Origin of the sequence: Streptomyces sp. NPDC101191 (genome assembly GCF_044767915.1) — a bacterium.
In the GTDB taxonomy this organism is placed as follows: domain Bacteria; phylum Actinomycetota; class Actinomycetes; order Streptomycetales; family Streptomycetaceae; genus Streptomyces.
The window spans coordinates 416,054-440,123 of the sequence record NZ_JBIWOU010000005.1; the positions used below are offsets into that span (position 1 = coordinate 416,054).

19 protein-coding genes are annotated in these 24,070 nt (G+C 73.1%); 10 read left to right on the plus strand and 9 right to left on the minus strand.

Annotated features, from left to right (window positions below; genetic code table 11):
* Positions 1–50 precede the first annotated feature (50 nt).
* From ACIRQF_RS21765 to ACIRQF_RS21775, 3 genes are all read right to left on the minus strand, one after another.
* Entirely contained in the window at positions 51–3,902 is a 3,852-nt protein-coding gene (locus ACIRQF_RS21765; protein WP_404094173.1) for a hypothetical protein, read from the minus strand.
* A 93-nt stretch (positions 3,903–3,995) separates the two neighbouring features.
* Positions 3,996–5,342 (minus strand): PAS domain-containing protein, encoded by a 1,347-nt coding sequence (locus tag ACIRQF_RS21770; RefSeq protein ID WP_404094175.1) that lies wholly within the window; start codon positions 5,340–5,342, stop codon positions 3,996–3,998.
* A 101-nt stretch (positions 5,343–5,443) separates the two neighbouring features.
* Positions 5,444–6,583 (minus strand): LuxR C-terminal-related transcriptional regulator, encoded by a 1,140-nt coding sequence (locus ACIRQF_RS21775; RefSeq protein WP_376633034.1) that lies wholly within the window; start codon positions 6,581–6,583, stop codon positions 5,444–5,446.
* A 265-nt stretch (positions 6,584–6,848) separates the two neighbouring features.
* Between ACIRQF_RS21775 and ACIRQF_RS21780 the strand changes: the two genes are divergently transcribed.
* From ACIRQF_RS21780 to ACIRQF_RS21820, 9 genes are all read left to right on the plus strand, one after another.
* Positions 6,849–7,511, plus strand: coding sequence for an NAD(P)-binding domain-containing protein (locus ACIRQF_RS21780; RefSeq protein ID WP_376633033.1), 663 nt, complete (start codon positions 6,849–6,851; stop codon positions 7,509–7,511).
* Between the two features lie 55 nt (positions 7,512–7,566).
* Positions 7,567–8,430 (plus strand): BTAD domain-containing putative transcriptional regulator, encoded by an 864-nt coding sequence (locus tag ACIRQF_RS21785; protein WP_382479168.1) that lies wholly within the window; start codon positions 7,567–7,569, stop codon positions 8,428–8,430.
* A gap of 144 nt (positions 8,431–8,574) precedes the next feature.
* The gene (locus ACIRQF_RS21790) at positions 8,575–9,951 is read left to right on the plus strand and encodes an FAD-binding oxidoreductase (protein WP_404094179.1); all 1,377 of its coding nucleotides are present in this window, start codon (positions 8,575–8,577) and stop codon (positions 9,949–9,951) included.
* Positions 9,952–10,187: 236 nt separating this feature from the next.
* Positions 10,188–11,552 (plus strand): MFS transporter, encoded by a 1,365-nt coding sequence (locus tag ACIRQF_RS21795; protein WP_404094181.1) that lies wholly within the window; start codon positions 10,188–10,190, stop codon positions 11,550–11,552.
* A gap of 146 nt (positions 11,553–11,698) precedes the next feature.
* On the plus strand, positions 11,699–12,757 hold the full coding sequence (locus ACIRQF_RS21800; RefSeq protein ID WP_404094184.1) for a phenazine biosynthesis protein: 1,059 nt from the start codon (positions 11,699–11,701) through the stop codon (positions 12,755–12,757).
* Entirely contained in the window at positions 12,757–14,136 is a 1,380-nt protein-coding gene (locus ACIRQF_RS21805; RefSeq protein WP_404094187.1) for an aldehyde dehydrogenase family protein, read from the plus strand. Before ACIRQF_RS21800 ends, ACIRQF_RS21805 begins: the two co-directional genes overlap by 1 nt.
* Positions 14,137–14,203: 67 nt before the next feature.
* Positions 14,204–14,599: a tyrosinase family oxidase copper chaperone gene (locus ACIRQF_RS21810; protein ID WP_404094190.1), complete on the plus strand. Its 396-nt coding sequence runs from the start codon at positions 14,204–14,206 to the stop codon at positions 14,597–14,599.
* 28 nt (positions 14,600–14,627) lie between these two features.
* The gene (gene griF / locus ACIRQF_RS21815; protein ID WP_376633021.1) at positions 14,628–15,548 is read left to right on the plus strand and encodes a grixazone synthase; all 921 of its coding nucleotides are present in this window, start codon (positions 14,628–14,630) and stop codon (positions 15,546–15,548) included.
* Between the two features lie 81 nt (positions 15,549–15,629).
* Positions 15,630–16,883, plus strand: coding sequence for an MFS transporter (locus tag ACIRQF_RS21820; RefSeq protein WP_404094194.1), 1,254 nt, complete (start codon positions 15,630–15,632; stop codon positions 16,881–16,883).
* A 59-nt stretch (positions 16,884–16,942) separates the two neighbouring features.
* On the opposite strand, the gene griH is transcribed toward ACIRQF_RS21820, so the two are convergent.
* The 4 genes from griH to pdxH all read right to left on the minus strand — a co-directional run bounded on the left by griH (position 16,943) and on the right by pdxH (position 21,268).
* A complete protein-coding gene (griH, locus tag ACIRQF_RS21825) occupies positions 16,943–18,049 on the minus strand; it encodes a 3-amino-4-hydroxybenzoic acid synthase (RefSeq protein ID WP_376633017.1) in 1,107 nt (368 codons plus the stop codon).
* Positions 18,050–18,082: 33 nt separating this feature from the next.
* On the minus strand, positions 18,083–18,913 hold the full coding sequence (locus ACIRQF_RS21830) for a 2-amino-3,7-dideoxy-D-threo-hept-6-ulosonate synthase (RefSeq protein ID WP_376633016.1): 831 nt from the start codon (positions 18,911–18,913) through the stop codon (positions 18,083–18,085).
* Between the two features lie 67 nt (positions 18,914–18,980).
* A complete protein-coding gene (locus tag ACIRQF_RS21835; RefSeq protein ID WP_376633014.1) occupies positions 18,981–20,243 on the minus strand; it encodes an aspartate kinase in 1,263 nt (420 codons plus the stop codon).
* Between the two features lie 398 nt (positions 20,244–20,641).
* On the minus strand, positions 20,642–21,268 hold the full coding sequence (pdxH, locus tag ACIRQF_RS21840) for a pyridoxamine 5'-phosphate oxidase (RefSeq protein ID WP_376633252.1): 627 nt from the start codon (positions 21,266–21,268) through the stop codon (positions 20,642–20,644).
* Between the two features lie 237 nt (positions 21,269–21,505).
* Between pdxH and ACIRQF_RS21845 the strand changes: the two genes are divergently transcribed.
* On the plus strand, positions 21,506–22,615 hold the full coding sequence (locus ACIRQF_RS21845) for a citrate synthase 2 (protein WP_376633012.1): 1,110 nt from the start codon (positions 21,506–21,508) through the stop codon (positions 22,613–22,615).
* Here ACIRQF_RS21845 and ACIRQF_RS21850 read toward each other — a convergent pair.
* The gene (locus ACIRQF_RS21850; RefSeq protein WP_376633011.1) at positions 22,585–23,625 is read right to left on the minus strand and encodes an isopenicillin N synthase family dioxygenase; all 1,041 of its coding nucleotides are present in this window, start codon (positions 23,623–23,625) and stop codon (positions 22,585–22,587) included. The genes ACIRQF_RS21845 and ACIRQF_RS21850 overlap by 31 nt on opposite strands.
* A 44-nt stretch (positions 23,626–23,669) precedes the next feature.
* Positions 23,670–23,744 (minus strand): putative leader peptide, encoded by a 75-nt coding sequence (locus tag ACIRQF_RS21855; RefSeq protein ID WP_376633250.1) that lies wholly within the window; start codon positions 23,742–23,744, stop codon positions 23,670–23,672.
* Positions 23,745–24,070: the final 326 nt, after the last annotated feature.

A 24,070-nucleotide genomic window follows, 5' to 3' on the forward strand; every position in this document is an offset into this window, starting at 1 on the left:
TGGGGGCCGCGGCGAGCACTCGCCGCGGCCCCCACGTTCTCTGTCAGGTCCTAGGAGACGTAGTAGCCGGCGACGTCCGCCAGCAGGTCCACGGACCCCGCGTGGTTGTAGAAACTCACCTTGCCGTTCACCACGGGCACCACGACCAGGTTGGGGATGGTGGTCCCGGCGGTGAAGTTCAGGTTCGACGCGGAGGTGCGGACGGTTCCGGCCGGGAAGACGGACACGAACCCACCCGCCGTGGGCGCGACCGCCGTCACGTTCAGCACGACGGCCGTGACCCCGGTGTCCGGGATGCCGGCCCGCCCGGCGACCTGGAGGGTCACCGTCTGCCCCGCCCCGACCTTCGCCTGGGCCACGCCGGTCCCGGACCGGGTGTCCATCAGGCGGGTGGGGGTCATCGGGTGGTAGGCGGAGCCCGTCCCGTCCATGGTGAAGAATCCGGCCACGTCGGCGATCAGGTCCACCGACCCGGCGTGGTTGTAGAAGGTCACCTCACCGTTGGCCGAGACCGGGACGAACACGAGGTTCGGGATCGTCTGCCCGGCCGTGAAGTTGAGGTTCGACGCGGAGGTGCGCGGCTTGTCGGCCGGATGGACCAAGACGAAGCTCGCGGCCGTGGGCGCCGTCGCCGTCACGTTCAGGACCACGGCCGTGACACCTGTGGCGGGAAGCCCGCCGCTGCCGGCCACCTTGAGGGTCACCGACTTCTGGGCCCCGACCTGGGCCTTGGGCACGCCGAGGCCGGCCCGCGTGTCCATCAGCCGGGTCGGCGTCACGGGCCGGTACGTGGCACCCGAGCCGTCCGTGGCGTAATAGCCGGCCGCGTCGGCGATCAGGTCGACGGAGCCCGCCCTGTTGTAGAAGGTCACCTTGCCGTTGACCACCGGCACGACCACCAGGTTCGGGATGGTCTGCCCCGCCGTGAAGTTGAGGTTCGAGGCGGACGTGCGCGTGGTCCCGTCCGGGTACACGGAGACGAAGCCGGCGGCGGTGGGCGAGGTCGCGGTGACGTTGAGGACGACGGCGCCGACACCGGTGGCGGGGATGCCCTTCGCGCCGGTCACCTGGAGGGTGACGGTGCCGCTCGGGCCGACCTTGCCCGGTGCCACGCCGATCCCGCTGCGTGTGTCCATCAGGCGGGTGGGGGCCAGCGGTACGTAGCGGCCGAGGCCGGCCACGGCCTCCGCAGGCGTGACAGTGAAGGTGCCGCGGCTGTACTCGACGCCCTGCGCGATCACGCTGAGGCTCCAGGTTCCCTCGACGGCCGACCTGAGGTCCAGCGTCGCCGTCAGGGTCCTCGCGTCCGGCGAGACGGACACCGTGGTGGCGGTCAGTTGCCGTGAGCCGTTGTACAGCTTGACGTAGTCCTTCATGCCGAGGGCCGTGCCGGTCACCGTGAGAGTGGTGGCCTTGCCGCTCGCGGCGGACGTCGGGGAGACCGTCCCGAGGGAGAGCTTCTCGGTTCCGCAACGGCCGAAGGTGCAGTCGAGCCGGGTGCTGTAGTCCGTCACCGACGCCTTCTCGGGCAGGCCGAGGACGAAGGTGCTGGGCGAGGCGGCGTCGTACCCCGGCTCCTGCAGGTAGCACTGGTACGTCGCCGCGCCCGTGCCCGTGCACCAGGTGTCACCGCTCGCGTCGTACAGCGCGGGCACCGCGGTGTCCGGCCGGCCGGCGGTGTCGGCGACCGTGAGGTCGAACCGGTCCTTGGCGGCGGTGGGCAGCGTCAGGCAGACCGCCGTGTGCTGCTCGTCGAGCCGGCCGGCGATCGGCCCGTACCCGTAGGTGATGTTGGGGACCCTGGTGCACTCCGGGGCCGGGCCGGCGGCCGTGCCGATGCGCAGCGCATCGAGGCGGTAGGCCGTGGCGGCCTTCAGGTTCGCCGGCACGTACAGCACCACCTGGTAGGCGGTCGAGCCGGTGACCGAGCAGGACTTGTTGCGGTAGCCACAGGTGGGGACGGCGACGCCCGTCGCGTCGTACGCCAGGATGTTCGCCGTCCCGAGTGCGTCGCGGACGTTGAGGTGCAGCACGTCGCCCGCGGCGTCGGTCGTCACCTGACGGCAGGTCAGCACGCCCGGGGCGCCGAGGTCGCCGCCGGAGGAGGGACCGCCGACCGCGGTGGCCGGGGTCGCCGGGCAGCCCTTCGCCGTCGCGGTGACGTCCCGGCGGGCGAGGGTGTACGCCGCCGGGGTGTCGCGGCCCACGAAGAGCACGGTGTGGGCGAGGCCCGGCGTCAGCGCGCAGGTGGTCCAACTGCCGTAGTTGGACCAGCCGTTGCAGATCGATTTGCCGGTCGAGTCGAGGACCGCGTACTGGGCGGCGGGCGCCGCGCCCGCCCTGATCTGCAGGTTCTCGTTGGCGGAGTGCGCGTCGGCGGGGATGGTGAGGCAGTGGGAGAAGACCCCGCCGCCGGTGGTCAGGCGGGCGACGGCGCCGGCGTCGGTGAAGTCGCCCGCGGTGAACACCAGGCAGTCGTTGGCGGCGTCCGTGCGGTACAGCATCATCCGGTAGGCGCCGGTCGGGGGCTGGGTGTCGTCGGTCGACACGATCGCGCGGTACGGCGCGGGGCCGGTAAGGACGCAGCTGCCGTCGAGCAGCTTCTCCTCGCCGCAGACGTAGCCGTCGTCCCTGTTGCGAACCACGACGTCCGGCCGGGGCTCGGGGCCGCCGAGGGGCTTGAGGAGCGCCACGTGGGCGTTCTCGGGCAGCGGTAGCGTCAGGCAGTCGATCTCGCCGGGCGCGGCGAACGAGCCGTCGACCGGGCCGAGGCCGGCGGTCACGCAGCCGTCCGTGGCGGCGCGGGCCAGGATCAGGGTCGGGCCGTCCGTGGTCACCGTGTACGTGACGCCGTCCGTCAGCACGCAGGGGTCGTAGGTCTGGCAGACGATCGTGCCCGCGCGGTCGTACACCCTCAGGTGCGAGCGCTGGCCCTCCTGCCCGACCCCGTAGACGTCGTACGTGGCCGCCTTCGGCACGGTGAAGGTCTTGCAGCCCGTCGGCGGCGACACGGCCGTGGGGGCCGCGCCGTAGGTGTTCGGCGCCACGGTCGCGCAGCCCTCGGGGTCCGAGAGGCGACGGATCGCGAGCCGGTAGGCGGCCGGGTAGCCCTCCGAGGCGTAGCTGCCCTCGCCGATGATCCGGTAGGGGCCGTCACCGGGCAGGACGCAGCCCTCGCCCTCCGCGCGCAGGTCGCAGACGGGAGCGCCGGTCTCGTCGGTGATCCAGGCCCGCTCGTCGCCGTAGACGACCATCGCGAAGTCGTGCGTGATGCGCTCGCCCGGCTCGGCCGCGAACGGCTGGCAGACGAGGCCCAGTGCGTGGAGGGTGCCCGAGAGCGGCTGCTGGTCCCACGACGTGCGGGCCTCGGGGAGGCACCCCTCGGTCGACACCAGCGGGGTGACGGTCACCGACGGCTCGTCGGGATCGATCGAGCTGTTGTCGAGAAGGAGCGTGAACGCACCGGCGCGCGGCAGCCGGCACCAGCCCGCGCCCCGGTCGTAGTCGTAGCAGTCGAGGGCCGTCTCGCCGTCGTAGACGGTGGCGCTGGTGTTGTAGTGGGCGCCCAGGAGCACCCGGTGCATGCCGGACTGCTCGGCGGTGAAGGTGAAGCACGCCGTGCCGTTGCCGGCCAGCGCGGCCGTACCGACCGCCGTGCCCGGGTCGCCGAAGTGCGCGAGCGCGAGCGGCGCGCAGTCCTCGGCTGCGGGCGCCTCGGCCGCGGGAGCGGCGGGCTTCTCCGCCACCGGGGCGGCCGGGGCGCTCGGCTTCCCGGCGGCGGGCGCGGCTTGCGCGATGTCGGCCGAGAACACCGGGAGCAGCAGGGAAGACAGCAGGGTGAGGACTGCGAGAAGTGCGGCGTACGGCGCGGATCTGGGCGGCGTAGCCGAAGGTAGAGACATGGACCGGTCCCCCCGGAGCGGTGGAGTCGTCTGATTCGCCGTGATGATCGCACAGGCGTACGACATGCCCCTCCGGTTTTCGGCGGCCTCGGGCTAACCGCCCTCCCCCCACCCCACCCCCACGTCCAGCGCCGCCGCGACCCGGGCCGCGACCGTCTCCGCGTAGACCGCGTCCTCGCGTTCGAAGGCCGGGCGGGACGGGGTGCGCAGGAAGGTGGCGATGCCGAGGGTGCGGGCGCGGGCGCGGAGGGGGAGGCAGAGGGCGTGGGCCGTGTCGGAGGGCCAGAGACGGTCGGTGGACCAGCGGGGGGAGCCGGGAGTGGCGCTGGCGCGAATGGGGCCCTGACGGCCCAGGGCCTGGAGGGCGGGGTGGGTCGTCGGGTAGCGGAGGGGGATGCCGCCGCTGGCGACGGGGGCGACCGGGCCGGGGGCGCCGGTGGGGCTGGCGAGCACTCGGACCAGGCGCCCCTCGGGGGTGGCGTGGTCGACGAGGACGTGGTCGGCGAAGCCGGCCAGCGCGAAGTCGAGGAGGACGGCGGCGGCCCGCGCCGGGTCCTCGCACTCCGCCGCGGCGGCACCGGCCCGGTGCAGCTGGCTCCAGCGGAACCGCAGCCGGTCGGCGTCCTGTTCGGCGAGGCGGGCCTCGGTGACGTCCTGGAAGAGCCAGCCGACGCCCAGCGGGACGGGTTCGGGCTCCTCGGCGAGCGGGGAGGCGAGGCGGACGAAGCCGCAGCGCCAGCAGCGGCGGCGTTCGCCGCGGGCGCCGCGCAGGGTCACCCAGATGTCGGCCGGTTCGGACGGGGAGCCGGCGGCCAGGACGTGCTGGAGCGCGCTCTCCAGCTCCTCGACGCCCTGGGTGACGAGTTCGCCGAGCGGGCGGCCCAGGAGCGAGCCGCGGGCGGTGCCGAGGGCGCGGGCCGCGTAGCCGTTGACGACGGCGGGGCGCAGGTCGACGTCGACGAGGACGACGCCCCAGGCGGCGTCGGTGAACAGGGCCTCGCTCAGGGCGAGGGAGCGTTCCAGGTCGATCTGGGTGTGGACCTCGCTGAACGCGCAGTAGACGCCGGCCGGCCGCCCGTCCGCGGCGCGGACGCCGGCGGTCTGGGTGCGGACCAGGACCCGCCCGCCGTCCTTGCGCAGCAACGCGAACTCGTGGACCTGGCGGCCGGGCGCGCTCATCGCGCGCAGCAGCCGGGCCCGGATCTCCTCGGCGTCGGCGCTGCGGGCCGCCCAGCCGTCGAAGCCGGGCCGGCCGACGGCCTCCCGGGCGGTCCAGCCGAGGATCCGTTCGGCCTCGCGGTTCCAGTGGGTGACGGTCCCGGAGGCGTCGAGCGCGCAGAGCGCCGCGTCCATCCCGTCCAGCAGGGCGGCGAGGAGGTCGGCCCCCGGCACCCCGGGAACCCTCGCCGTATCGGCCGTGTCACTCGCAGAGCCACTCATCCGGGCACCCCCCGGGCCTCATTCAACTGGAACGTGACCCAGGACACAGGCCTTTCGGGGAAACCGAGGGGAAACGGGGACCAACTCCCCGCCGCACGACGTCATTCGCCGTGGACGCGGACGATCCCCTTCTCCGCGAACGGCGCGTAGTACTCGGTGAAGAGCTTGCCGACCAGCTCGCCCCGGCTGGAGACGCCGACCTTCTCGAAGACGCCCTTGATGTAGTCGCGGACGGTGTGCGGGGAGAGGTGGAGCTGCTCGGCGATCTTCCCGGTGGGCAGCCCGCGCGCGATGCACTGGGTCACCTCGGTCTCCCGCTCGGTCAGTTCGAAGGCGTCCACGATCAGCGGCACGATCTCGGAGGTCTTGGCCGGCTCGATCACGACGGCCGAGGGGCCGAGGCGCCCGTCCGCCTCGCGCAGGCAGGAGGCGTGGCAGACCAGCCAGTGGCCGGTCCGGGTACGTACCCGGACCCGGGCGTGGCCGCGGTCGCGGTCCTGGGAGATGGCGCGGGCCTTGAGCGCGGTGGCCTGGACCCAGGCGGGGACGCGGAGTCCGGCGGCGGCGATGGCCGGGCCCTCGGGGAGGTCCGCGAGGTGGGCGCGGGCGTCGTCGTTGGCCGAGAGGAGCGCGCCCGAGGCGTCGAAGAGCAGCAGGCCGGGGCCGTGCGGGGAGTCCGGCAGCTGCTGCGGGGCGGTGCCGGCGAAGGAGCGCAGCCGGCGGGCGAGCGGGGTGACCAGGCTCTCGACGAGCCGTGTCTCGGCGGGGCCGAAGGCGGGCCTGCCGTGGGCGCGGAAGAGGCTGATGTGACCGTGCGGGCGCCCGCCGATGCGCAGCACGGCCCTCAACTCGTCCTGCAGACCGCGGGGTTTCATGAAGGAGTGGTAGAGGCTGCTGCGGGCCGGCAGGTCGCCGGTGACCTGGCGCAGGCCCGCGACCGGCACCTTGGCCTGGGCGAGGTCGCGGAACAGGTTCACGTTCTCGGTGAAGAGCTCGGTCTCCCAGTAGACGGCGCAGCCGTGCTCGTCCAGGTTCTCCGCGCGGATGGGCGCGGCCATCATGCCGGTCTCCGGGTCCGTGACGCGCCAGACGGCGGCGTCGTACGGGATGAGCCGGCGGACGTGCTGGGACGCCTCGGCGAACATGCCGAGGGCGTCGTCGCTCTTCGCCGCCCGCGCGAGCAGCTCGGCGCGACCGATCTCGATTCGGGAGGCGCGTGAAACGCGGCCGGCACTGGTCACCCCCCGATCCTGACAGGACCGGGGCGGAGCGCCAACCCCTCACTTGAGGGGGTTCGAAACCGGGCCGGCGTTAACGCGGGATTAAGCCGCCGCAAGGGCGTCCATTTGAAGACCGGACGGGTTCTCGCGCAACCCCCTCGAAAGGGGGGATGAAACGGAGGACCCCCTGCGAGAAAATTCATGGGCACGCATTCCGGCAGGGCACCGACGGGACTCTACGAAGCTCTTTCGGACAGCGACTTCTCGGCAGGCGGTGGGTACACGTATGAGGGTGGGCATCATCGGCGCGGGCGCGATGGGCAGGGCCATGGCCCGCCGGGCCGCGCTGGCCGGATCGGTCGTGCGGCTCGCCGACGGCAGCGCCGGCCGGGCGCGCCGGGTCGCCCGCGAGACGTCCGCCGGCGCCCCGGGGTCCGTCGTGGCCGCCACCGTCCGGGCCGCGCTGCAGCCGGGACTGGTGATCCTGGCCGTGGACCGGGCCGAGTCCCTGGAGTTCCTGCGCTCCCACCACGGTCTGCTCGCCGGGAAGGTGCTCGTGGAGGTGACGGCACCGCGGACCGATGCCCACGGGACGGACGCGTACGGGACCGGGGCGTACGGCTCCGAGCCGTACGGCACCGAGATGTGCGACCTGATGGCGGCGGTGCCCGGCGCCTCCTGGGTGCGGGCCTGCGCCGCCGGCGACGCGGAGTCGATCTACCGTGGCCTGATCGACGGGCATCCCGTCGACATATTCGTCGCGGCCGACGACGAACCGGCCAAGATCCGGGTGATCGAGCTGGCCAATCGATCGGGCCTGCGGGCGCTGGACGCCGGAACGCTCGACCGCGCACGGGTTCTCGACGAATTGACATCTTTGGGTAGGGAAATCAGCCACAGACTGGCTACGCCGGAAGGCTGGGCAATAAAGTTGCTGCCCAGCTGGTGAACGGCCGTCAGACCAACGTCCATTCCACTGGCAATCCGATCTTGGGGGAAGATCCATGACCAGAGAACCGACGACTTTTCACGCCCTGGGGGCCCTTGTCGTGCACGGTGCGCACGGCGAGGTGAAGCTCAGCGGAAACCGGCAGCGCATATTGCTGACGATGCTGTTACTCGAGGGCAACCGCGTGGTCGGCGTCGACCGCCTCATCCGGGCGATCTGGGGGGACGCGCCGCCCGCCACCGCCCGGAGCCAGATCCGCATCTGCGTGTCCTCGCTGCGCCGTCAGTTCGCGTCCGGCGACGTGCCCGCGACCATCGAGACCCACAAGACCGGCTACCGGCTGCGCACCCCGGAGTCCGGCATCGACCTGCACCGCTTCGGACAGCTGATATCCCGGGCCAGAGGCGAGGCGGCCGACCGCCCCGACCTCGAACTGGCGTTGCTCTACCGAGAGGCCCTCGCCCTGTGGCGGGGGCCTCTCGGCGAAGGGCTCGGCAGCCCGCTGCTCGACACGGTGGCCCTCAAGTACCACGAGGACTACCACTCCGCCCTGGAGGACTGCTACGAGCTGGAGCTGGGGCTCGGCTACCACCGCCGGGTCCTCGGCGAGCTCACCCACCACGTCTCCGAGCACCCGTTCCGCGAGACGCTCATCGCCCAGCTGATGATCGCCCTCTACCGCTCGGGACGGACCGCGGACGCCCTCGCACTGTTCCGCGACACCCACCGGCGCTTCCGCGACGAGCTCGGCATCGTCCCCGGCGAACGGCTCCAGTCGATCGAGAGCCTGATCCTCGGCGCCACCGACAAGACGACCACCGACCGGGGCGGGCTGCTGGACGGGCCCGCCCAGCACCCCTACCCCGACGAGGCCCTCCTCTTCGGGCAGCCGGCCGCCGCCGGCCGCATCCGCCGCTGACCGGCTTCCCCCCTCAGCTGAGGGGGGCGGCCGGCGCGAAGTCCCTCCTCCGCAGGGGATGGGGCGCCCCGCCCGTCCCGGAAAGACTCGGAGGCGCATCCAGGCACGGCACTCAAGGGCCGTACGCAGAGAGAGGGGCCGTCCATGGCTCGCCAGCCTCAGTACTCCGTCATCCCGGACAGCGCGGTGGACCGGCTCGTCTCCGAGGTGAAGGGCGAGGTCTTCCTCCCGGACGACCCGGGGTACGAGGCCGAGCTCGACGGCTTCAACCGGATCGGCCGGCACCGTCCGGCGATCGTGGTGGGCGCGGTCGCCGCCGAGGACGTCGTCGCCGCCGTCCGCATCGCCACCGAACTCGGGCTGCCCGTCGGCGTGCAGGCCACCGGCCACGGCATCGCCGCCCCCGCCGAGGACGCGCTCCTGGTCACCACCCACCGGATGAACGCCGTCGCCGTCGACCCGATCGCCCGGATCGCCCGCGTCGAGGCCGGCGCCCAGTGGCACCAGGTCATCGCGACCGCCGCGTACCACGGCCTCGCGCCGCTCAACGGCTCCTCGCACCTGGTCGGCGTCGTCGGCTACACCCTCGGCGGCGGCCTCGGCCCGCTCGGCCGGCTCTACGGCTACGCCGCCGACCACGTCACCCGGGTGCACCTCGTCACCGCCGACGGCCGGCACCGCACGGTCACCCCCGAGTCGGACGGCGACCTGTTCTGGGCGGTGCGCGGCGGCAAGGGCAACTTCGGCATCGTCACCGCCCTGGAGTTCCGCCTGGTCCCCGTCGCCCGGCTCTACGGCGGCGGCCTCTACTTCTCCGGCGCGCAGGCCGCGGCCGTGCTCGACGCCTGGCGGACCTGGACGCGGACCGTGCCCGAGACCCTGACCTCCTCCGTGGCCCTGCTCCGGCTGCCCGAACTGCACCAGGTTCCCGGGCACCCGGCCGGCGAACTCGCCGTCCACATCCGGATCGCGTTCACGGGCACCCAGGAGGACGGCGAGGAGCTGCTGCGCCCGCTGCGCGAGGCCGGCACGCTGCTCGCGGACACCGTCGCCGAGATGCCCTACCGGGACGTCGCCGAGATCCACCAGGACCCGACCGAGCCGCTGCCGTACCACGAACGCAACATCGTGCTGCGGGACCTCGACGAGGACGCCCTGGACGCCCTGCTCGCCGCGGCCGGCCCGGACAGCGGCTGCACCGACCCGATGGTGGAGCTCCGGCACCTCGGCGGGGCGCTGTCCCGGCCGCCGGCCGTGGCCAACGCGGTGGGCCGCGACGGGGCGTACACCCTGTCCACGCTCTCCCTGCCGGGCTCCCCCGACGTCGTGCTGCGGCCGCTCTCCGGCTGGTCCACCGGGCGCCGCTACCTCAACTTCCTCGCCGGGGCCGACACCTCCGGCTCCGCCCCGGAGTGCTTCGACCGGGCGACCTTCGCCCGGCTGCTGCAGGTCAAGAAGCACTACGACCCGCACAACACGTTCCGGCTCGGGCACGCGCTGCTCCCCGACGGCGCCGCCTGAGCCCTCCGACCGGCCGGGCCGGGCCCGCACCCCCGGACGGGCCCGCCCCGGCCCCCTTCCCCCGTGACTCCCCTGCTTCCCCTGCTCCCCCGGCTTCCCCTGCCGCCTCCGCACCACCGGCTCCCCCGGCTTCCCCTGCCGCCTCCGCACCACCGGCTCCCCCTGCTCCCCCGCAGTTCCCGTCCCTTCCCCGTCCACCGACCCGCGACCCCGCTCGTCTCCGTAGGAGGAGACCCATGACCACCGACCAGGCCGTGTCCACCACTTCCGGACAGCCGGCCGCCGTCCTCAGCGCCCGGTCAGCCGGGCTCCGCTACGGCGCCCTGTTCGGGCCCGCCGTCTTCGGCGTCACCGCCGCCGGCGTCGCCCTGCCCGACGTCGCCAAGGCCCTGTCCGCCACCCCGGCCACCGCCGCCTGGGTGCTCACCGCCCACGCGCTCGCGCTCGGCGTCGGCACCGCCCTCTTCGGACGGCTCGCCGACTCGAAGGGCGTCCGCACCTCGCTGCTCATCGGCTCCGTGGTGCTCGCCGTCGGCACCGTGATCTGCCTGCTGGCGCCGAACATCGGCGTCCTCGTCGGCGGCCGCTTCGTGCTCGCCGCCGGTTCCGGCGCCATGACCTCCGGCGCCCTCGCCCTGTCCGCGGGAGCTCCGCCGGAGGACCGGCCCAAGGTGTTGGGCGGATTCGGCGCCACGATGGCGGTCTTCTCCGCCAGCGCCACCCTCGCCGGCGGTGTGTTCACGCAGTGGGTGACCTGGCGGATCGCCCTCGTCCTGCCCGCCCTGTCGCTGCTCGCGGTGCCGCTGTGCCTGCGCGCCGCCTCGGTCCGGGCCGGCAGCGGGCGCAAGCTCGACCTGCCCGGCGCGGTGCTCCTGACCGTCGCCGCCATGTCCTTCCTGCTCCTCATCCAGTCGTACTCGCTCGGCCTGACCACGTCGGTCGTGATCGCCCTCGCCGCCGCGCTCCTGGTGTCCCTGGGTGGCCTGATCCAGCGGGTGCGGACCACCGAGGGTTCGTTCGTGCCGCGCCGCCTGGTCGCCGACAGCGTGTTCCTGCGCGCCTCGATCACCGGCGTCGGCGCCTACGCGGGCCTCTTCGCCGCCATGTACCTGGTGCCGCAGATCCTCGTCGGCGGGCACGGCTGGAGCGTCCTCGCCGTCGGCTCCTGGCTGCTGCCCGGCGCGGCCGTCGGCGCCGTGCTGTCCCGTTTCGCCGGCAAGTTCGCCGGCGGGCAGGCCGGTGCGGTGATGCTCAGCCTGATCGCCCTCGCGATGGCCGTGGTGCTGGCGCTGACCGCCGCCACGACCAACCCGACGCCGCTGCTGGTCGGCGCCTCGCTCGGCTTCGCCGGCTTCGCCGTCACCCAGGTCATCACCACCGCCCTGATGTCGGCGCACGTCGAACCCGCCCTGCGCGGCGGCGCGATGGGCCTGCTCAACCTGACCTTCTTCGTGGGCGGCGGCGTCGGCAGCGCCACCGCCGGCGCGCTGGTCAAGTCGATGGACCTGACCACCGTGCTCGCGGTCGTCGCGGTCTTCCCGCTGATCGCCGCGGTGTCCGCGCTCACCCTGCGCTCCGGGGGCGGCACGGCCAAGGCCTGATCCGGAGCCCCGCTCCGACGTCCCACCCGGCGCCGGGTCCCTCACGGGGCCCGGCGCCGAAACACCACCAATACAGCCGCGATAGGCGCCGACCGAAGGATGGGCTCGTCGGCGCCTCTTCGCGTTGAAGGAGACCAGTACTCGTCATGACCGACTCCCCGACCACGGAATTCGACCTGCACATACGGAAGCTGATGTCCTGGCACTTCGGTGCGGACACCGGCTCCCCGTTCTGGCTCGCCAAGCGCGACAGCCTCGGCTTCGACCCGCTCACCGACGTCGGCGGCCTGGCCGACCTGACCCGGTTCCCCGACGTCAGCGCCGAGCTGCGCACGGTGCCCGTCGGCGACCTCATCCCGCGCGGGGTCTCCGACCGCGTCTTCCGCGTGTACGACTCCGGCGGCACCACGGGCTCCCCGAAGCGGATCGTCGACAGCGCCGCCCGCGCCGAACTCCTCGTGTGGGCCCGGCAGCGGCTCATCGAGAGCGGGGTGCCCGCCGAGGGCGACTGGCTGCACCTGGGCCCCAGCGGCCCGCACGTCATCGGTTACGACGTGTCCCGCTACGCCGCCCTGTCCGGCGCCCTCTTCCACACGGTCGACCTGGACCCGCGCTGGGTGAAGCGGCTGCTCGGTGACGGCCGCGAGGACGAGGCGGAGCGCTACGTCCAGCACCTGCTGGACCAGGCCGAGACCATCCTCACCAGCCAGAAGGTGGCCGTCCTCAGCTCCACCCCGCCGCTCCTGGAGGCCATCTGCGCCCGCCCCGAGCTCTACGAGCTGGTGCGGAGCAACGTGAAGGCGGTCATCTGGGCCGGCACCTCCATCAGCGCCGAGAGCCTGCGGATGCTCGACCAGGAGTTCTTCCCGGACGCCGCCGTCGTCGGCGTCTACGGCAACAGCCTGATGGGCGTCGCCCCGCAGCGCCCGGCCGCCCCCGGCGACAGCCACCCGTGCGTCTTCGAGCCGTACCCGGCCACCACCCGCCTGGAACTCGTCGACGACCGGGGAGAGCCCGTGGCCTACGGGGAGCGCGGCCGGGTCCGGCTGCACCTGGTCGCCGAGGAGATGTTCCTGCCCAACGTCCTGGAGCGCGACAGCGCGATCCGGATCGCCCCGCGCCCCGGCTCCCCCGTGGACGGACTCGCCGACGTGCAGACCTACCGCGCCGTCGACGACGTGCGCGTCATCGAGGGGGTCTACTGATGACAAGTGAGCCGCTCCTGGCCGTCGACCCGCTCGTCTGCGGCCGGTCCGTCACCAGCTCCGACCGAGGCCGGCTGCCCGACGTGCGCGGCGGCGACCTCGCCGACGTCGGCGCCGCCCCCCGGCTCATGGCGCTCGCCGCGCTGCGCGAGCTGCGTACCCACGCCGACGGCGTCCCGGTCGCCCAGGAGGTCTTCGACCGGGCGGCCGAGCTCTTCGAGGAGGCCGTCCTGGAGGGCGAGTCGCCCGAGGCCTACGCCGACCGCGTCTCGTACGCCACCGGGCTCACGGCCGCCGCCGTCGCCCAGTCCGTCCGCGACCTCGTGGACGAGCTGCGCGAGCTGTCCGAGACGACCGCCGCCGAGCTGCCCGGTACGGGCTTCGGCGCCGGCTTCGCGACCCGCTGGGTGCCGCGCGGCCGGGTCTTCGCCGCCGTCATGGCCAGCAACCACCCGACGCCCAACGTCACGTGGGCGCAGGCGCTCTTCCACGGCTACAGCGTCGCCGTGAAGCCCGGCAGCCGCGACCCGTTCACCCCGCTGCGCCTGACCAGGGCGCTGCTCACCGCCGGACTGCCCGCGCACAAGCTGGCGTTCCTGCCCGCCTCGCACGAGACCGGCGAGTTCCTGCTCAAGGAGGCCGACCGCGGCATCGTCTACGGCGGGGACAGCGCCGTACGCCGCTGGCAGGGCGACGAGTCCGTGGCCGTGCGCGGCCCGGGCCGTACGAAGGCGCTGCTGGACGCCGAGGCCGACGAGCCGACCGTCGCGCACCTGGCGCTCTCGGCGTCCTTCGACGGCGGCACCCGCTGCACCAACCTCTCGGCGGTCCTGACCACCCGCCCGGTGCACGAGGTCGCCGACGCGCTCGCCCGGCGGCTGGCCGCCCTGCCCAGCGTGCCCGTGACCACCGCCGGCGCCACCCTCCTGGTCGCCGACCGGGAGCGGGCGGCGCGGATCCGGCGCCAGGTCGACGAGCTGCGGGCGGCACCCGGCGTGACCGACCACAGCGCGGGCCACGACCCGGCGGGCAAGGACACCGTCGTCGAACTCGCCGACGGCTCGCAGCTGTTGCGGCCGCTGGTGCTGTCCGTCGACCGGGTGGACCATCCGGCGGTCGGCACCGAGCTGCCGTTCCCGTTCGTGGTCGTGGCGCCCTGGACGCCCGCCGACGGGGTCGCCCCGCTGCGCGGGTCGCTGGCCCTCAACCTGCTCACCGAGGACGAGGAGCTGGTCGACGCGGCCGTGCGCGAGCCGAGCGTCCGCAAGGTCACGCGCGGCGCGGTCCTGCCGTGGACCGCGGTGCCGGGCATCCCGCACGACGACAACTACACGCAGTTCCTGCTGGAGCCCAAGGGCGTCGTGGCCGCGGCCTCCTGACCCGCCCGCGCACCGCTCCCGCTGAATCGTTCCCTCCGGATCCGTCCCCCTCAGAGAGGAATCACGCGTGTCCATCAAGCGACGCGACATGGTCAAACTGACCGCCGGCGCGGCCCTCGCCGCCTCCGCCGCCGCGGTCCCCTTCGCCACCGGCGCCGTCGGCGCCGACGAGGTCCCCGCCCAGGCCGCCGGCGCCGCCGCCGGGGGCGAGTACACCGAGACGTACCAGGGCCGCACCATCCGGGTCGCGTCCGCCGCGGCCGGCGGCGGCGTGTACATCGACGGGCGCCCGCTGCACCTCATGAAGTTCGCCGACGACGCCTACCTCAGCTCGCTGTGCCACTACGAGATGGCGCCGACCCCGCTGGTCGCCGCACGTCGCGCCGTCGAGGAGCTCCGCGGCGCCCACCTGCTCCCGAACGTCCACGGCGCCCACGTCATGGACGCCACGACGCCCGCCTGACCCGCCCGTCCCGAAACGGAGCTCCGCCATGGTGCACGTACGCAAGAACCACCTCGACATGACGGCCGAGGAGAAGCGCCGATTCATCCACGCGGTCAAGGAGATCAAGCGGAGAGGCATCTACGACCGCTTCGTCGACCTGCACATACGCGTCAACTCCCAGGACTACCTGGACAAGATCACCGGCAAGCGGCTCGGCCACATCAACCCCGGCTTCCTGCCCTGGCACCGGCAGTACCTGCTGCGCTTCGAGCGGGAGCTGCAGAAGGTCGACCCGCGGGTCACCCTCCCCTACTGGGACTGGTCCATCGACCACGGCGTGGACTCCCCGCTGTGGGCCGACAACTTCATGGGCGGCAACGGGCGCCCCGGCGACCGCCGGGTCATGACCGGCCCGTTCGCCCGTGACAACGGCTGGGTCCTCAACGTCAGCGTCATCCCCGTCGGTGACGAGAACCCGGCCCTGAACGGCAACTACACCCATGACGACCGGGACTTCCTGGTCCGCGACATGGGCACCCTGACCGACAAGCTGCCCACCCCGAAGCAGCTGGACGACACCCTGAACCTGAAGGTGTACGACTCGGCGCCGTTCAACCACACCGCGGGCAGCGAGCCGCCGTACGCGAGCTTCCGCAACCACCTGGAGGGCTACACCAAGTTCGCCTGGGAGGAGAGCGCCGGCAAGCTGCACGCGGCCGGTCACGTGTGGGTCGGCGGCCACATGATGTACATCGGCTCGCCCAACGACCCGGTGTTCTTCCTCAACCACTGCATGATCGACCGCTGTTGGGCCCTCTGGCAGGCCCGGAACCCCGAGGTCCCGCCCTACCTGCCGATCCAGCCCACCCAGGACGTCCCCGACCTCAACACCTCGCTGGGTCCCTGGCACACCATGACGCCCAAGGACCTGATCGACCACACCAAGTGGTACCGCTACGACAAGTGACACCCGGCAGGCGCCGGACCTCGGTCTCCCCGGAGGCCGGAGTCCGGCGCCTTCGTGTCTCCCCACCCTGTGGAGGTAATCGTGCTCGCCCGAAGACACTCCCCCGTGGCCGTCCTCGCCCTGTGCTGGGCGGCCGTCTTCTTCGACGGCTTCGACGTCATGGTGTACGGCGCAGGCCTGCCGTACATGCTCGACGACCCCGCGTTCGGTCTCGACGCGGCGACCGCCGGCACCATCGGCAGCTGGACCACCTTCGGCATGCTGATCGGTGCCCTCGGCTGCGGCAGCCTCACCGACGGCATCGGCCGCCGCCCGGTGCTCGTCGGCTGCGTCCTCGCCTTCTCCGCCGGCTCCGGCGTCTGCGCGGCGGCCGGCTCGATCGGCGTGTTCGGCGCCGGACGCTTCCTCACCGGCCTCGGCCTGGGCGGGCTCATCCCCGTGTGCCTCGCCGTCGTCGCCGAGTTCACGCCCGAGCGCCGGGTGCCGCTGGCCACCGGCATCCTCATGTCGGCGTACCACGCGGGCGGCATGACCGCGACGGGCGTCGGCCTGTCGCTGGCCCCCGCGTACGGCTGGCGCTGGGCCTTCGCCGCGGGCGTGCTGCCCGCGCTCGTCGCCGTACCGCTGCTGCTGCGCTTCCTGCCCGAGTCGCCCACCGTCCTGGCGAACAAGGGCCGGGCGGAGCAGGGGCGGTCCGGGGAGCGGCGGCGGGCCGTGGCCGCGCTCGTCGGCCGCGAGCACCGCGCGTCCACGCTGCTGCTGTGGCTGGCCTCCGCCTGCGGTCTGATGCTCGTGTACGGCCTGAGCACCTGGCTGCCGCAGCTGATGCGGGTCTCGGGCTACGGCCTCGGTTCCTCGGTCGGCTTCCTGATGGCGGTCAACGCGGGCGGCATCGTCGGCATGCTGCTGGCCGGCTGGGTGGCCTCCCGGTTCGGCGCCGTACCGGTGGCCGGGACCTGGTTCGTGCTCACGGCCGGTTCCCTGCTGCTGCTCTCGGTGCGGATGCCGGTGCCGGTGACCTACGTCGTCGTCACCGTGACCGGGATCTGGCTCTACAGCGCCTCGACGATGGTCTACGCGGTGGCGGGTGGCTTCTACCCGGCGGCTCTGCGGGCCCCGGGGCTCGGCTGGGTGGCCGGGGTCGGCCGGCTCGGCGCCGTCCTGAGCCCCTGGCTGGGCGGCTATCTCTTCTCCCACGGCCACGGGCGCTGGGGCTTCTTCGTCTTCGCGGCGGCCGGCCTGCTCGGCGCGGTCGCGGTGCTCCTCAGCCGGGCGGTGCGGCGCTCGCCGGCCGTACCGGCGGCTGAGGTGCGGGCCGGTTCGGCCACCGTGTGAGACGGCCCCGGCCGTGCCACCCGCGAGGGGTGGCACGGCCGGGAGCTCACCGCGCGGGACTACTTCTCCAGGCAGAACTCGTCGATCGGGTAGCCGACGTGGCGGTCCTCGCTCGGCAGGTAGCCGAGCACGACGTCACCCGGCTTCAGCTCCGTGCTGTTGAGCACGACGCCGTTGGGGCCGAGGACCCGGACGTGCCAGTCGTCCTGGAGGATCAGGTTGACCCGCTGCCCGTTGGGGGCCTCGGCGTCGATGGAGATCAGCGGACGGGACTCGATCTTCACCCGGCCGACCGTGACCAGACGCGTGTTGCCCTTCACGTCGACCGCGGTGACCTTGCTGCCGGCCTTGAGCTCGCTGAGGTAGTTGGTGCGCTCGTCCTTGCCCAGCGTGTACGAGTGGATCGCGCCGGCGTTCACCCGGAACGGGCGGGTCGGCATGTACGGCAGCGGGTGGGTCTCGCTGACGCACAGGATCATGCCCTTGGAGTGCGAGCCCACCAGGATGCCCTCGTCCTCGCGGAAGTGGGTGCAGGTGTCGACGCAGGCCCGCTCGCCCATGCCGATGTGCGTGGTCTCCACGATGCGCAGCTCGGTGAGGTTGACGTTCGGGACGTCGGCCTCGGCGGCCCGCTTCAGGGCGGCGGTGTCGCCGACCTTCGCCGGGGCCATCATGACGCCGTCCGAGCCGTGCTCCAGGACGCCGAAGATGATCTCGGCCTCCTCGACGTCCTGCGCGACGGTGACGAGCGAACCGGTGGACCGGGCGGCCGCCGCGATCACGATCTCCAGCGGGATCTTCGTGGGGTCGCGGAACAGCAGCACGCTCCACTTCTCGGTGCGCGCCGACTCACAGGCGTCCTCCAGGGTGGGCGCGTCGATGATCTCGACGAAGCGGCCGACCTCCACCTCGGGGTGCTTCAGGGCGAGCTCGGCCGGGGTCACGCCGTGCTTGGCGGGGTCGACGATGACGACGGTCGCGTCGCCGAAGTCCTCCGGCAGCGGCTTGTTCTGCGGGAACAGGACCTTGGTGATGGTCGGCGGCAGGTCCTTGAGGTGCGCGGTGTCGTCGGCGACGACCGCCTCCACACGGTGGTGCAGGGCCTCCTGGAGGATCGCCTCACGGGCCTCGCCGAGCGAACGGATGTCGAGCCAGCTGATCTTCACGGAACTCTCCTGATCTGTCGGTCTGCTTGCGCTTCAGCGAGTCGTCTGAGCAACGCGGTGCGGGTGGTGCGGCGGGGTGGAGGCGGTGGTGCGCCGTCCGTGTACGAGGTCGGAAAGCTTGTCGGTGAGGGCGCCCGGGTTCGGGGCCTGGAAGACGTTGCGGCCCATGGCGATGCCGGCGGCACCGCCGCTGAGGGCGTCCTCGACGTAGGCGAGGGTGGCCGCCTCGTCGTCGTTGCGGGGGCCGCCGGTCACGATGACCGGGACCGCGGCGGTGGCGGTGACGTCGCGCATCGCCTCGACGGAGCCGACGTACGGGCTCTTCACGATGTCCGCGCCGAGGTCGGCGGCGAGCTGGATCGCGTGGGCGACCAGGGCGGGGTCCCGCGGGTTGTCGATCTTGGGGCCGCGCGGGTACATCATCGCGAGCAGCGGCACGTTCCAGCGGTCGCAGGCGTCGCCCACCGCCGCCAGGTCCGCGACCTGCTGCCGTTCCTCGTCGGCGCCCAGGTTGACGTGCACGCTGACCGCGTCGGCGCCCAGCCGCAGCGCCTCCTCGACGCCCGCCACCAGGTACTTGGCGTTGGGGTCGGGGGCGTGCACGGTGCTGGCGCTCAGGTGCACGATCAGCGAGGTGTGCGCGAACCACTCGGGGTCGATCCGCCGCAGCGCGCCCTTGTGCAGCACGACGGCGTCCACGTGGTGGCGGGCCAGGTCGCCGACGAGCGCGCCGACCCGGCTGCCGCCGGTCACGGGGCCGTCGGTGACGGAGTGGTCGAGCGGCACGACGAGGAGCCGGTCCGGGGCGTGGCGGTACAGCCTCCGCAGCCGTAAGCGGCGGGCGAAGGACAACTGCTCGGTCATCGGTTCTTCTCCCAGAGGGGGGCGGGGTGCGGGTGGCTCGGATGCGGGCGGCTCACGCGGGTGTGGCTCACGTGCGGCTCGCGAGGGTCAGCGGGGTGTCGTCCGGCGAGCCGTCGAGCTCGAACTCGGTGTGCAGCAGCCGGACCGCCCGGTCCACCTCGGCGCGCGGCACGGTCACCGAGATGCGCAGCTGGGAGGCGGAGAAGGCACCGGCGCTGATACCGCGGTCGGTGAGCGCGGACAGCATCCGGGCCGCGTACTGGGGGCGGCTGAGCAGGCCCTTGCCGACGATCGACACCTTCGCGACCGTGTCGTCCACGGTGAGCGCGTCGGCGCTGTCGGCGGCGTGTGCGGCGAGGAACTCCCGTACCGCCGCGACCCGGGTGTGCGGCACGGTCAGGCCGATGGTGTGGCCGCCGCCGCGCTCCTCGTGCACCGAGGTCATGTCCGCCGGTACGGCCTGCTGGCCGAGCGCGCGGAAGACGGTCAGCGCCGGGTTCTCCGCCGTCCGCGCGGTGCGGACGGTGACGCGGGCCGCGTCCTGGTCGTGGACGACCGCCATCACGGCGGCCTGGGTCTCGAGCATGGTGTCTCCGTCCGTGGCGTGGATACGGGTGCCGACCTCGGGGGCCGCGGAGTGGCCGACGTGGATGTCCAGGCCGCAGAGCGCGGCGAGTTCGACCGCTCGGGAGTGCATGACCTTCGCGCCGGCGAAGGCCATTTCCGCCATGACGTCCATGTCGAGCCGGGGCATCAGCCGGGCCGTGGGGACCAGGCGGGGGTCGGCGGTGAGCACGCCGGGGACGTCGGTGTAGATCTCGCAGTGGGTGGCGCCGAGTTCGGCCGCGGCGGCGACGGCGGTGGTGTCGGAGCCGCCGCGGCCCAGCGTGATGATGTCGCCGGCCGCGTCGACGCCCTGGAAGCCGGCGATGACCACGACCTGGCCGGCGTCGAGGAGCCGCACGGCGCGCTCGGTGTCGATGGCGACGATGACGCCGGCGCCCGGTGGTCCGGAGGCGAGGATCCCGGTCTGGGCGCCCGCGAGGGCGGTCGCCGGGGTGCCGAGGCGCTGCAGGGCCATGGCCATGAGGGCCGCGGAGGCCGCCTCGCCGGTGGCGAGGAGCTGGTCGAGCTCGCGGCCGTCGGCGTCGGGGTTGATCTCGCCGGCGGTGCCGAGGAGGTTGTCGGTGGTCTTGCCCTGCGCCGAGACGACGACGGCGACGCGCCGGCCGGACGCGGCGACGCGGGCGATCCTGCGGGCGACCCGGCGCAGGTGTCCGGTGGTGGCCAGCGAGCTGCCGCCAAACTTCTGCACCACTGTGCTGCCCATGACTCCCCCGCTCGTCGGTGAACTCGTGCCACCGAGCCAACCCGAGCGCCGTATCGGGCCCCGTATTGCGCGGGCTATCCGGAGCGCATCGGGGTCGCATCGGAGCGTGACACCGAAAAAAAGGGGTTGAAGGAGGAGCGGAGCGGTTCCTATGGTGTGGTCACACGCGAAAGGAGGTGATCCGAAAAAATGGTTTCTTTTCGGACTCGTGAGGTGACTGCGGGCTAAGGCCTGCCGTCGCACTCTGTGCACCTCGGCAGGCCTTCTGCCGAACACCAACGCAGTCACCCGACCCGTGGGCCGCCGGTCAGTCCGGCCGGCTCCCGTCCGAACCTAGGCGGACGGGACCCAGGCCCACGGGTCGCCTGCGTTTCCGGGGCCCGGGGCGGGGCGGCCCGTCAGGGCGCGAGGCGCTCCACGCGCCAGGATCCGCCCTCCCGTACGTACCGCAGCCGGTCGTGCAGGCGGTTCTCGTGCCCCTGCCAGAACTCCACCGTCTCCGGCACGACCCGGAAGCCGCCCCACTCCGGCGGCACCGGCACCTGCTCGCGCTCCGGGTAGCGGGCGGCCAGCTCCTCGTAGCGGGCGAGCAGCTCGGCGCGCGACTCGATCACCGAGGACTGGTGGCTGGCCCACGCCCCCAGCTGCGAGCCGTGCGGGCGGGTGCGGAAGTAGGCGGCCGTCTCGTCGCGGCCGGTTCGGGCGGCGCGGCCGGTGACGATGACCTGGCGGGCCAGCGGGTGCCAGGGGAAGAGCAGGGAGACGTACGGGTTGGCCGCCAGCTCCTCGCCCTTGCGCGAGGCATAGTTGGTGTAGAAGACGAATCCGTCCTCGTCGTAGTGCTTGAGCAGCACCGTGCGGGAGGACGGGCGGCCGTCGGGGGTGGCGGTGGAGACGACCATCGCGTTGGGCTCGTGGATCGCCGGACTGTCGGCGGTCTCCTTGAACCAGCGCGCGAACTGTTCGATCGGTTCGGGTGCGAGGTCGGCCAGGGTCAGCTCCATGGTCCGGTACACCTCGCGCATGTCGGCGGGATCGAGAGCGTCGGTCACGGGCCCATCCTGCCGTAGCGGCGGAGTGTGCCCCGCATCGCGTGGCGCCAATCCTTCCTCGCCGGTTCGGCGCAGTGTGCCGGATGTCACCTTTCCCCGCATCATCGGAACCGTACAGACTCTTCCCCTGGATCGCTGTTGCCCTCCACCAGCCAACGCCCGAATGATTGATCATCGATCAGTCGTTCTCGTGAAATCAGGAGCCGCCTCATGTCCGACTTCGTACCCGGGCTCGAAGGAGTCGTCGCGTTCGAGACGGAGATCGCCGAACCCGACAAGGAGGGCGGCGCCCTCCGCTACCGCGGGGTCGACATCGAGGACCTGGTCGGTCACGTCTCCTTCGGCAACGTCTGGGGCCTGCTCGTCGACGGCGCCTTCAACCCCGGTCTGCCGGCCGCCGAGCCGTTCCCGATCCCCGTGCACTCCGGCGACATCCGCGTCGACGTGCAGTCCGCGCTCGCCATGCTCGCGCCCGTCTGGGGCCTGAAACCGCTCCTGGACATCTCCGCCGAGCAGGCCCGCGAGGACCTCGCCCGCGCCGCCGTCATGGCCCTCTCCTACGTCGCCCAGTCCGCGCGCGGCCAGGGCCTGGCGATGGTGCCGCAGAGCGAGATCGACAAGGCGCAGTCCGTCGTCGAGCGCTTCATGATCCGCTGGCGCGGCGAGCCGGACCCGAAGCACGTCAAGGCCGTCGACGCCTACTGGACCTCGGCCGCCGAGCACGGCATGAACGCCTCCACGTTCACCGCCCGCGTCATCGCCTCCACCGGTGCCGACGTGGCCGCCGCCCTGTCCGGCGCCGTCGGCGCCATGTCCGGCCCGCTGCACGGCGGCGCGCCGTCCCGCGTCCTCGGCATGATCGAGGAGATCGAGCGCACCGGCGACGCCACGGCGTACGTGAAGCAGGCCCTCGACAAGGGCGAGCGCCTCATGGGCTTCGGCCACCGCGTCTACCGCGCCGAGGACCCCCGCGCCCGCGTCCTGCGCCGTACCGCCAAGGAGCTCGCCGCGCCGCGCTTCGAGGTGGCGGAGGCCCTGGAGAAGGCGGCCCTGGAGGAGCTGCACAACCGGCGCCCCGACCGGGTCCTGGCGACCAACGTCGAGTTCTGGGCGGCCATCGTCCTCGACTTCGCCGAGGTCCCGGCGCACATGTTCACGTCGATGTTCACCTGCGCCCGGACGGCCGGCTGGTCGGCGCACATCCTGGAGCAGAAGCGCACCGGCCGCCTGGTCCGTCCGTCCGCCCGCTACACGGGCCCCGGCCAGCGGAACCCGCGCGAGATCGAGGGCTACTCCGACATCACGGACATCGCCGGCTGACCGTCCTTGACCAGCAGGTCCGCGTGGTGCCGGGCCGCCGCCAGCGGGTGGGCGCGCAGCTTGCCCTTCAGCTCGTTGAAGCCGTACTCGGCGAACAGGGGGTTCGCCGGGTCGGCCGTGACACCGGGCGCGGCGGCGGCGTACGGGAACTCCAGCGGGGCGATCCGGGCGTCGAGCCGCGGGTTGTAGAAGAACGGGACGGAGAACCGTTTCGTCGCCCCGGGCGGTGACACCACGCGGTGGTTGGTGGCGACGAGATACCCGTTCGTCGCCACCTCCAGCAGTTCGCCCAGGTTCACCACGAACGCCCCGGGCAACGGCGGCACGTCGTGGAAGAGGCCGTCCTCCCGCTGCACCTGGAGACCGCCCACGTCGTCCTGGAGCAGCAGCGTCAGGAAGCCGTAGTCCTTGTGCGCGCCGACGCCCTGGTCGTCGCCCTCGCCGCTGCTGCCCGGGTAGCGGACCAGCTTCAGGTGCGGGTGGGCGTGCGCGCCGAAGTCGGCGTCGTAGTAGTCCGTCCGGGCGCCGATCGAGGCGAGCAGCTCGTGCAGCAGGCGCTCGGCGACACCGGAGAGCCGCTCGATCCAGTTCAGCGCGGCGAGCCGCAGTTCGGGCAGCGACTCGGGCCACTGGTTCGGGCCCTGCAGCCACCAGTACGCGGGCTCCCCCGCCGCCGGCACGTGGGCGGGCCGCTCGGCCCCGATGTCCAGCTGGTCCCGCCAGTCCCGGGCCCCGCCGGTCCGCTCGTCGCCGATCCGGGTGTACCCGCGGAAGTGCGGCGAGTACGTGGTGTCGAGCGCCAGCCGCTCCGCCTCCGGCAGCTCGAAGAAGGCCCGCATCGCCGACGTCAGCGCCTGCTTCTCGGCCTCGGTCACGCCGTGCCCGACCAGCTGGAAGAAGCCCACGTCATGGGCGGCGGAATGAAGCTGCGCGTGCAGCAGACGCCGGGCCTGGGGGCCTCGGTCGGCGGCGGAGAGGTCGACGATGGGGAGCTGCGAGGGATAACTCATGGTGTGCGTCCGCGGGGGGTGTACGAGAGGGGTGGGGCGAGGGGTCAGTGAGAACCCGGACAGCCCATGCTCGCGACGCGGAGGAGATCCACGTGGCGGCGACGTACGAGCGAAAGCATGCGACAAGCGTACTGCGGGGCCGGAGGGGCGGCGGCGGTCCCGCGGTGTCTGTCCCGTCACGCCGAAGGACCCCGCCGTGCCGGCGGGCGGGCGTGGCGGGACGGGGCGCCGGGGCGGTACGCGAGGGGCGGGCCGGCGGTGCCGGAGGGGCCGGCCGGCCGCGCGGCGGAGGCCGGTCGGCCGCGCGGCGGGGGCGGGCCGGCGGTGCGCCGGAGGAGATCGGTCCGCGCTACGGCGGACACGGGTCCGCCGCGCCGGAAGGGCGGGCGCCCACGCGGTGGGCGGGTCCGGACGGGGGTGTGCCGGGCGGGGGGACGGGGCGGGG

Excerpts from the sequence above, each read along its gene's own strand:
- ACIRQF_RS21785 (WP_382479168.1), top strand. The coding sequence starts at position 7,567 with ATGACCAGAGAACCGACGACTTTTCACGCCCTGGGGGCCCTTGTCGTG.
- ACIRQF_RS21790 (WP_404094179.1), top strand. The coding sequence starts at position 8,575 with ATGGCTCGCCAGCCTCAGTACTCCGTCATCCCGGACAGCGCGGTGGAC.
- ACIRQF_RS21770 (WP_404094175.1), bottom strand. The coding sequence starts at position 5,342 with ATGAGTGGCTCTGCGAGTGACACGGCCGATACGGCGAGGGTTCCCGGG.
- pdxH (WP_376633252.1), bottom strand. The coding sequence starts at position 21,268 with ATGCGCGAGGTGTACCGGACCATGGAGCTGACCCTGGCCGACCTCGCA.
- ACIRQF_RS21805 (WP_404094187.1), top strand. The coding sequence starts at position 12,757 with ATGACAAGTGAGCCGCTCCTGGCCGTCGACCCGCTCGTCTGCGGCCGG.
- ACIRQF_RS21780 (WP_376633033.1), top strand. The coding sequence starts at position 6,849 with ATGAGGGTGGGCATCATCGGCGCGGGCGCGATGGGCAGGGCCATGGCC.
- griF (WP_376633021.1), top strand. The coding sequence starts at position 14,628 with ATGGTGCACGTACGCAAGAACCACCTCGACATGACGGCCGAGGAGAAG.
- ACIRQF_RS21845 (WP_376633012.1), top strand. The coding sequence starts at position 21,506 with ATGTCCGACTTCGTACCCGGGCTCGAAGGAGTCGTCGCGTTCGAGACG.
- ACIRQF_RS21800 (WP_404094184.1), top strand. The coding sequence starts at position 11,699 with ATGACCGACTCCCCGACCACGGAATTCGACCTGCACATACGGAAGCTG.
- ACIRQF_RS21830 (WP_376633016.1), bottom strand. The coding sequence starts at position 18,913 with ATGACCGAGCAGTTGTCCTTCGCCCGCCGCTTACGGCTGCGGAGGCTG.
- ACIRQF_RS21835 (WP_376633014.1), bottom strand. The coding sequence starts at position 20,243 with ATGGGCAGCACAGTGGTGCAGAAGTTTGGCGGCAGCTCGCTGGCCACC.
- ACIRQF_RS21850 (WP_376633011.1), bottom strand. The coding sequence starts at position 23,625 with ATGAGTTATCCCTCGCAGCTCCCCATCGTCGACCTCTCCGCCGCCGAC.
- ACIRQF_RS21765 (WP_404094173.1), bottom strand. The coding sequence starts at position 3,902 with ATGTCTCTACCTTCGGCTACGCCGCCCAGATCCGCGCCGTACGCCGCA.
- ACIRQF_RS21795 (WP_404094181.1), top strand. The coding sequence starts at position 10,188 with ATGACCACCGACCAGGCCGTGTCCACCACTTCCGGACAGCCGGCCGCC.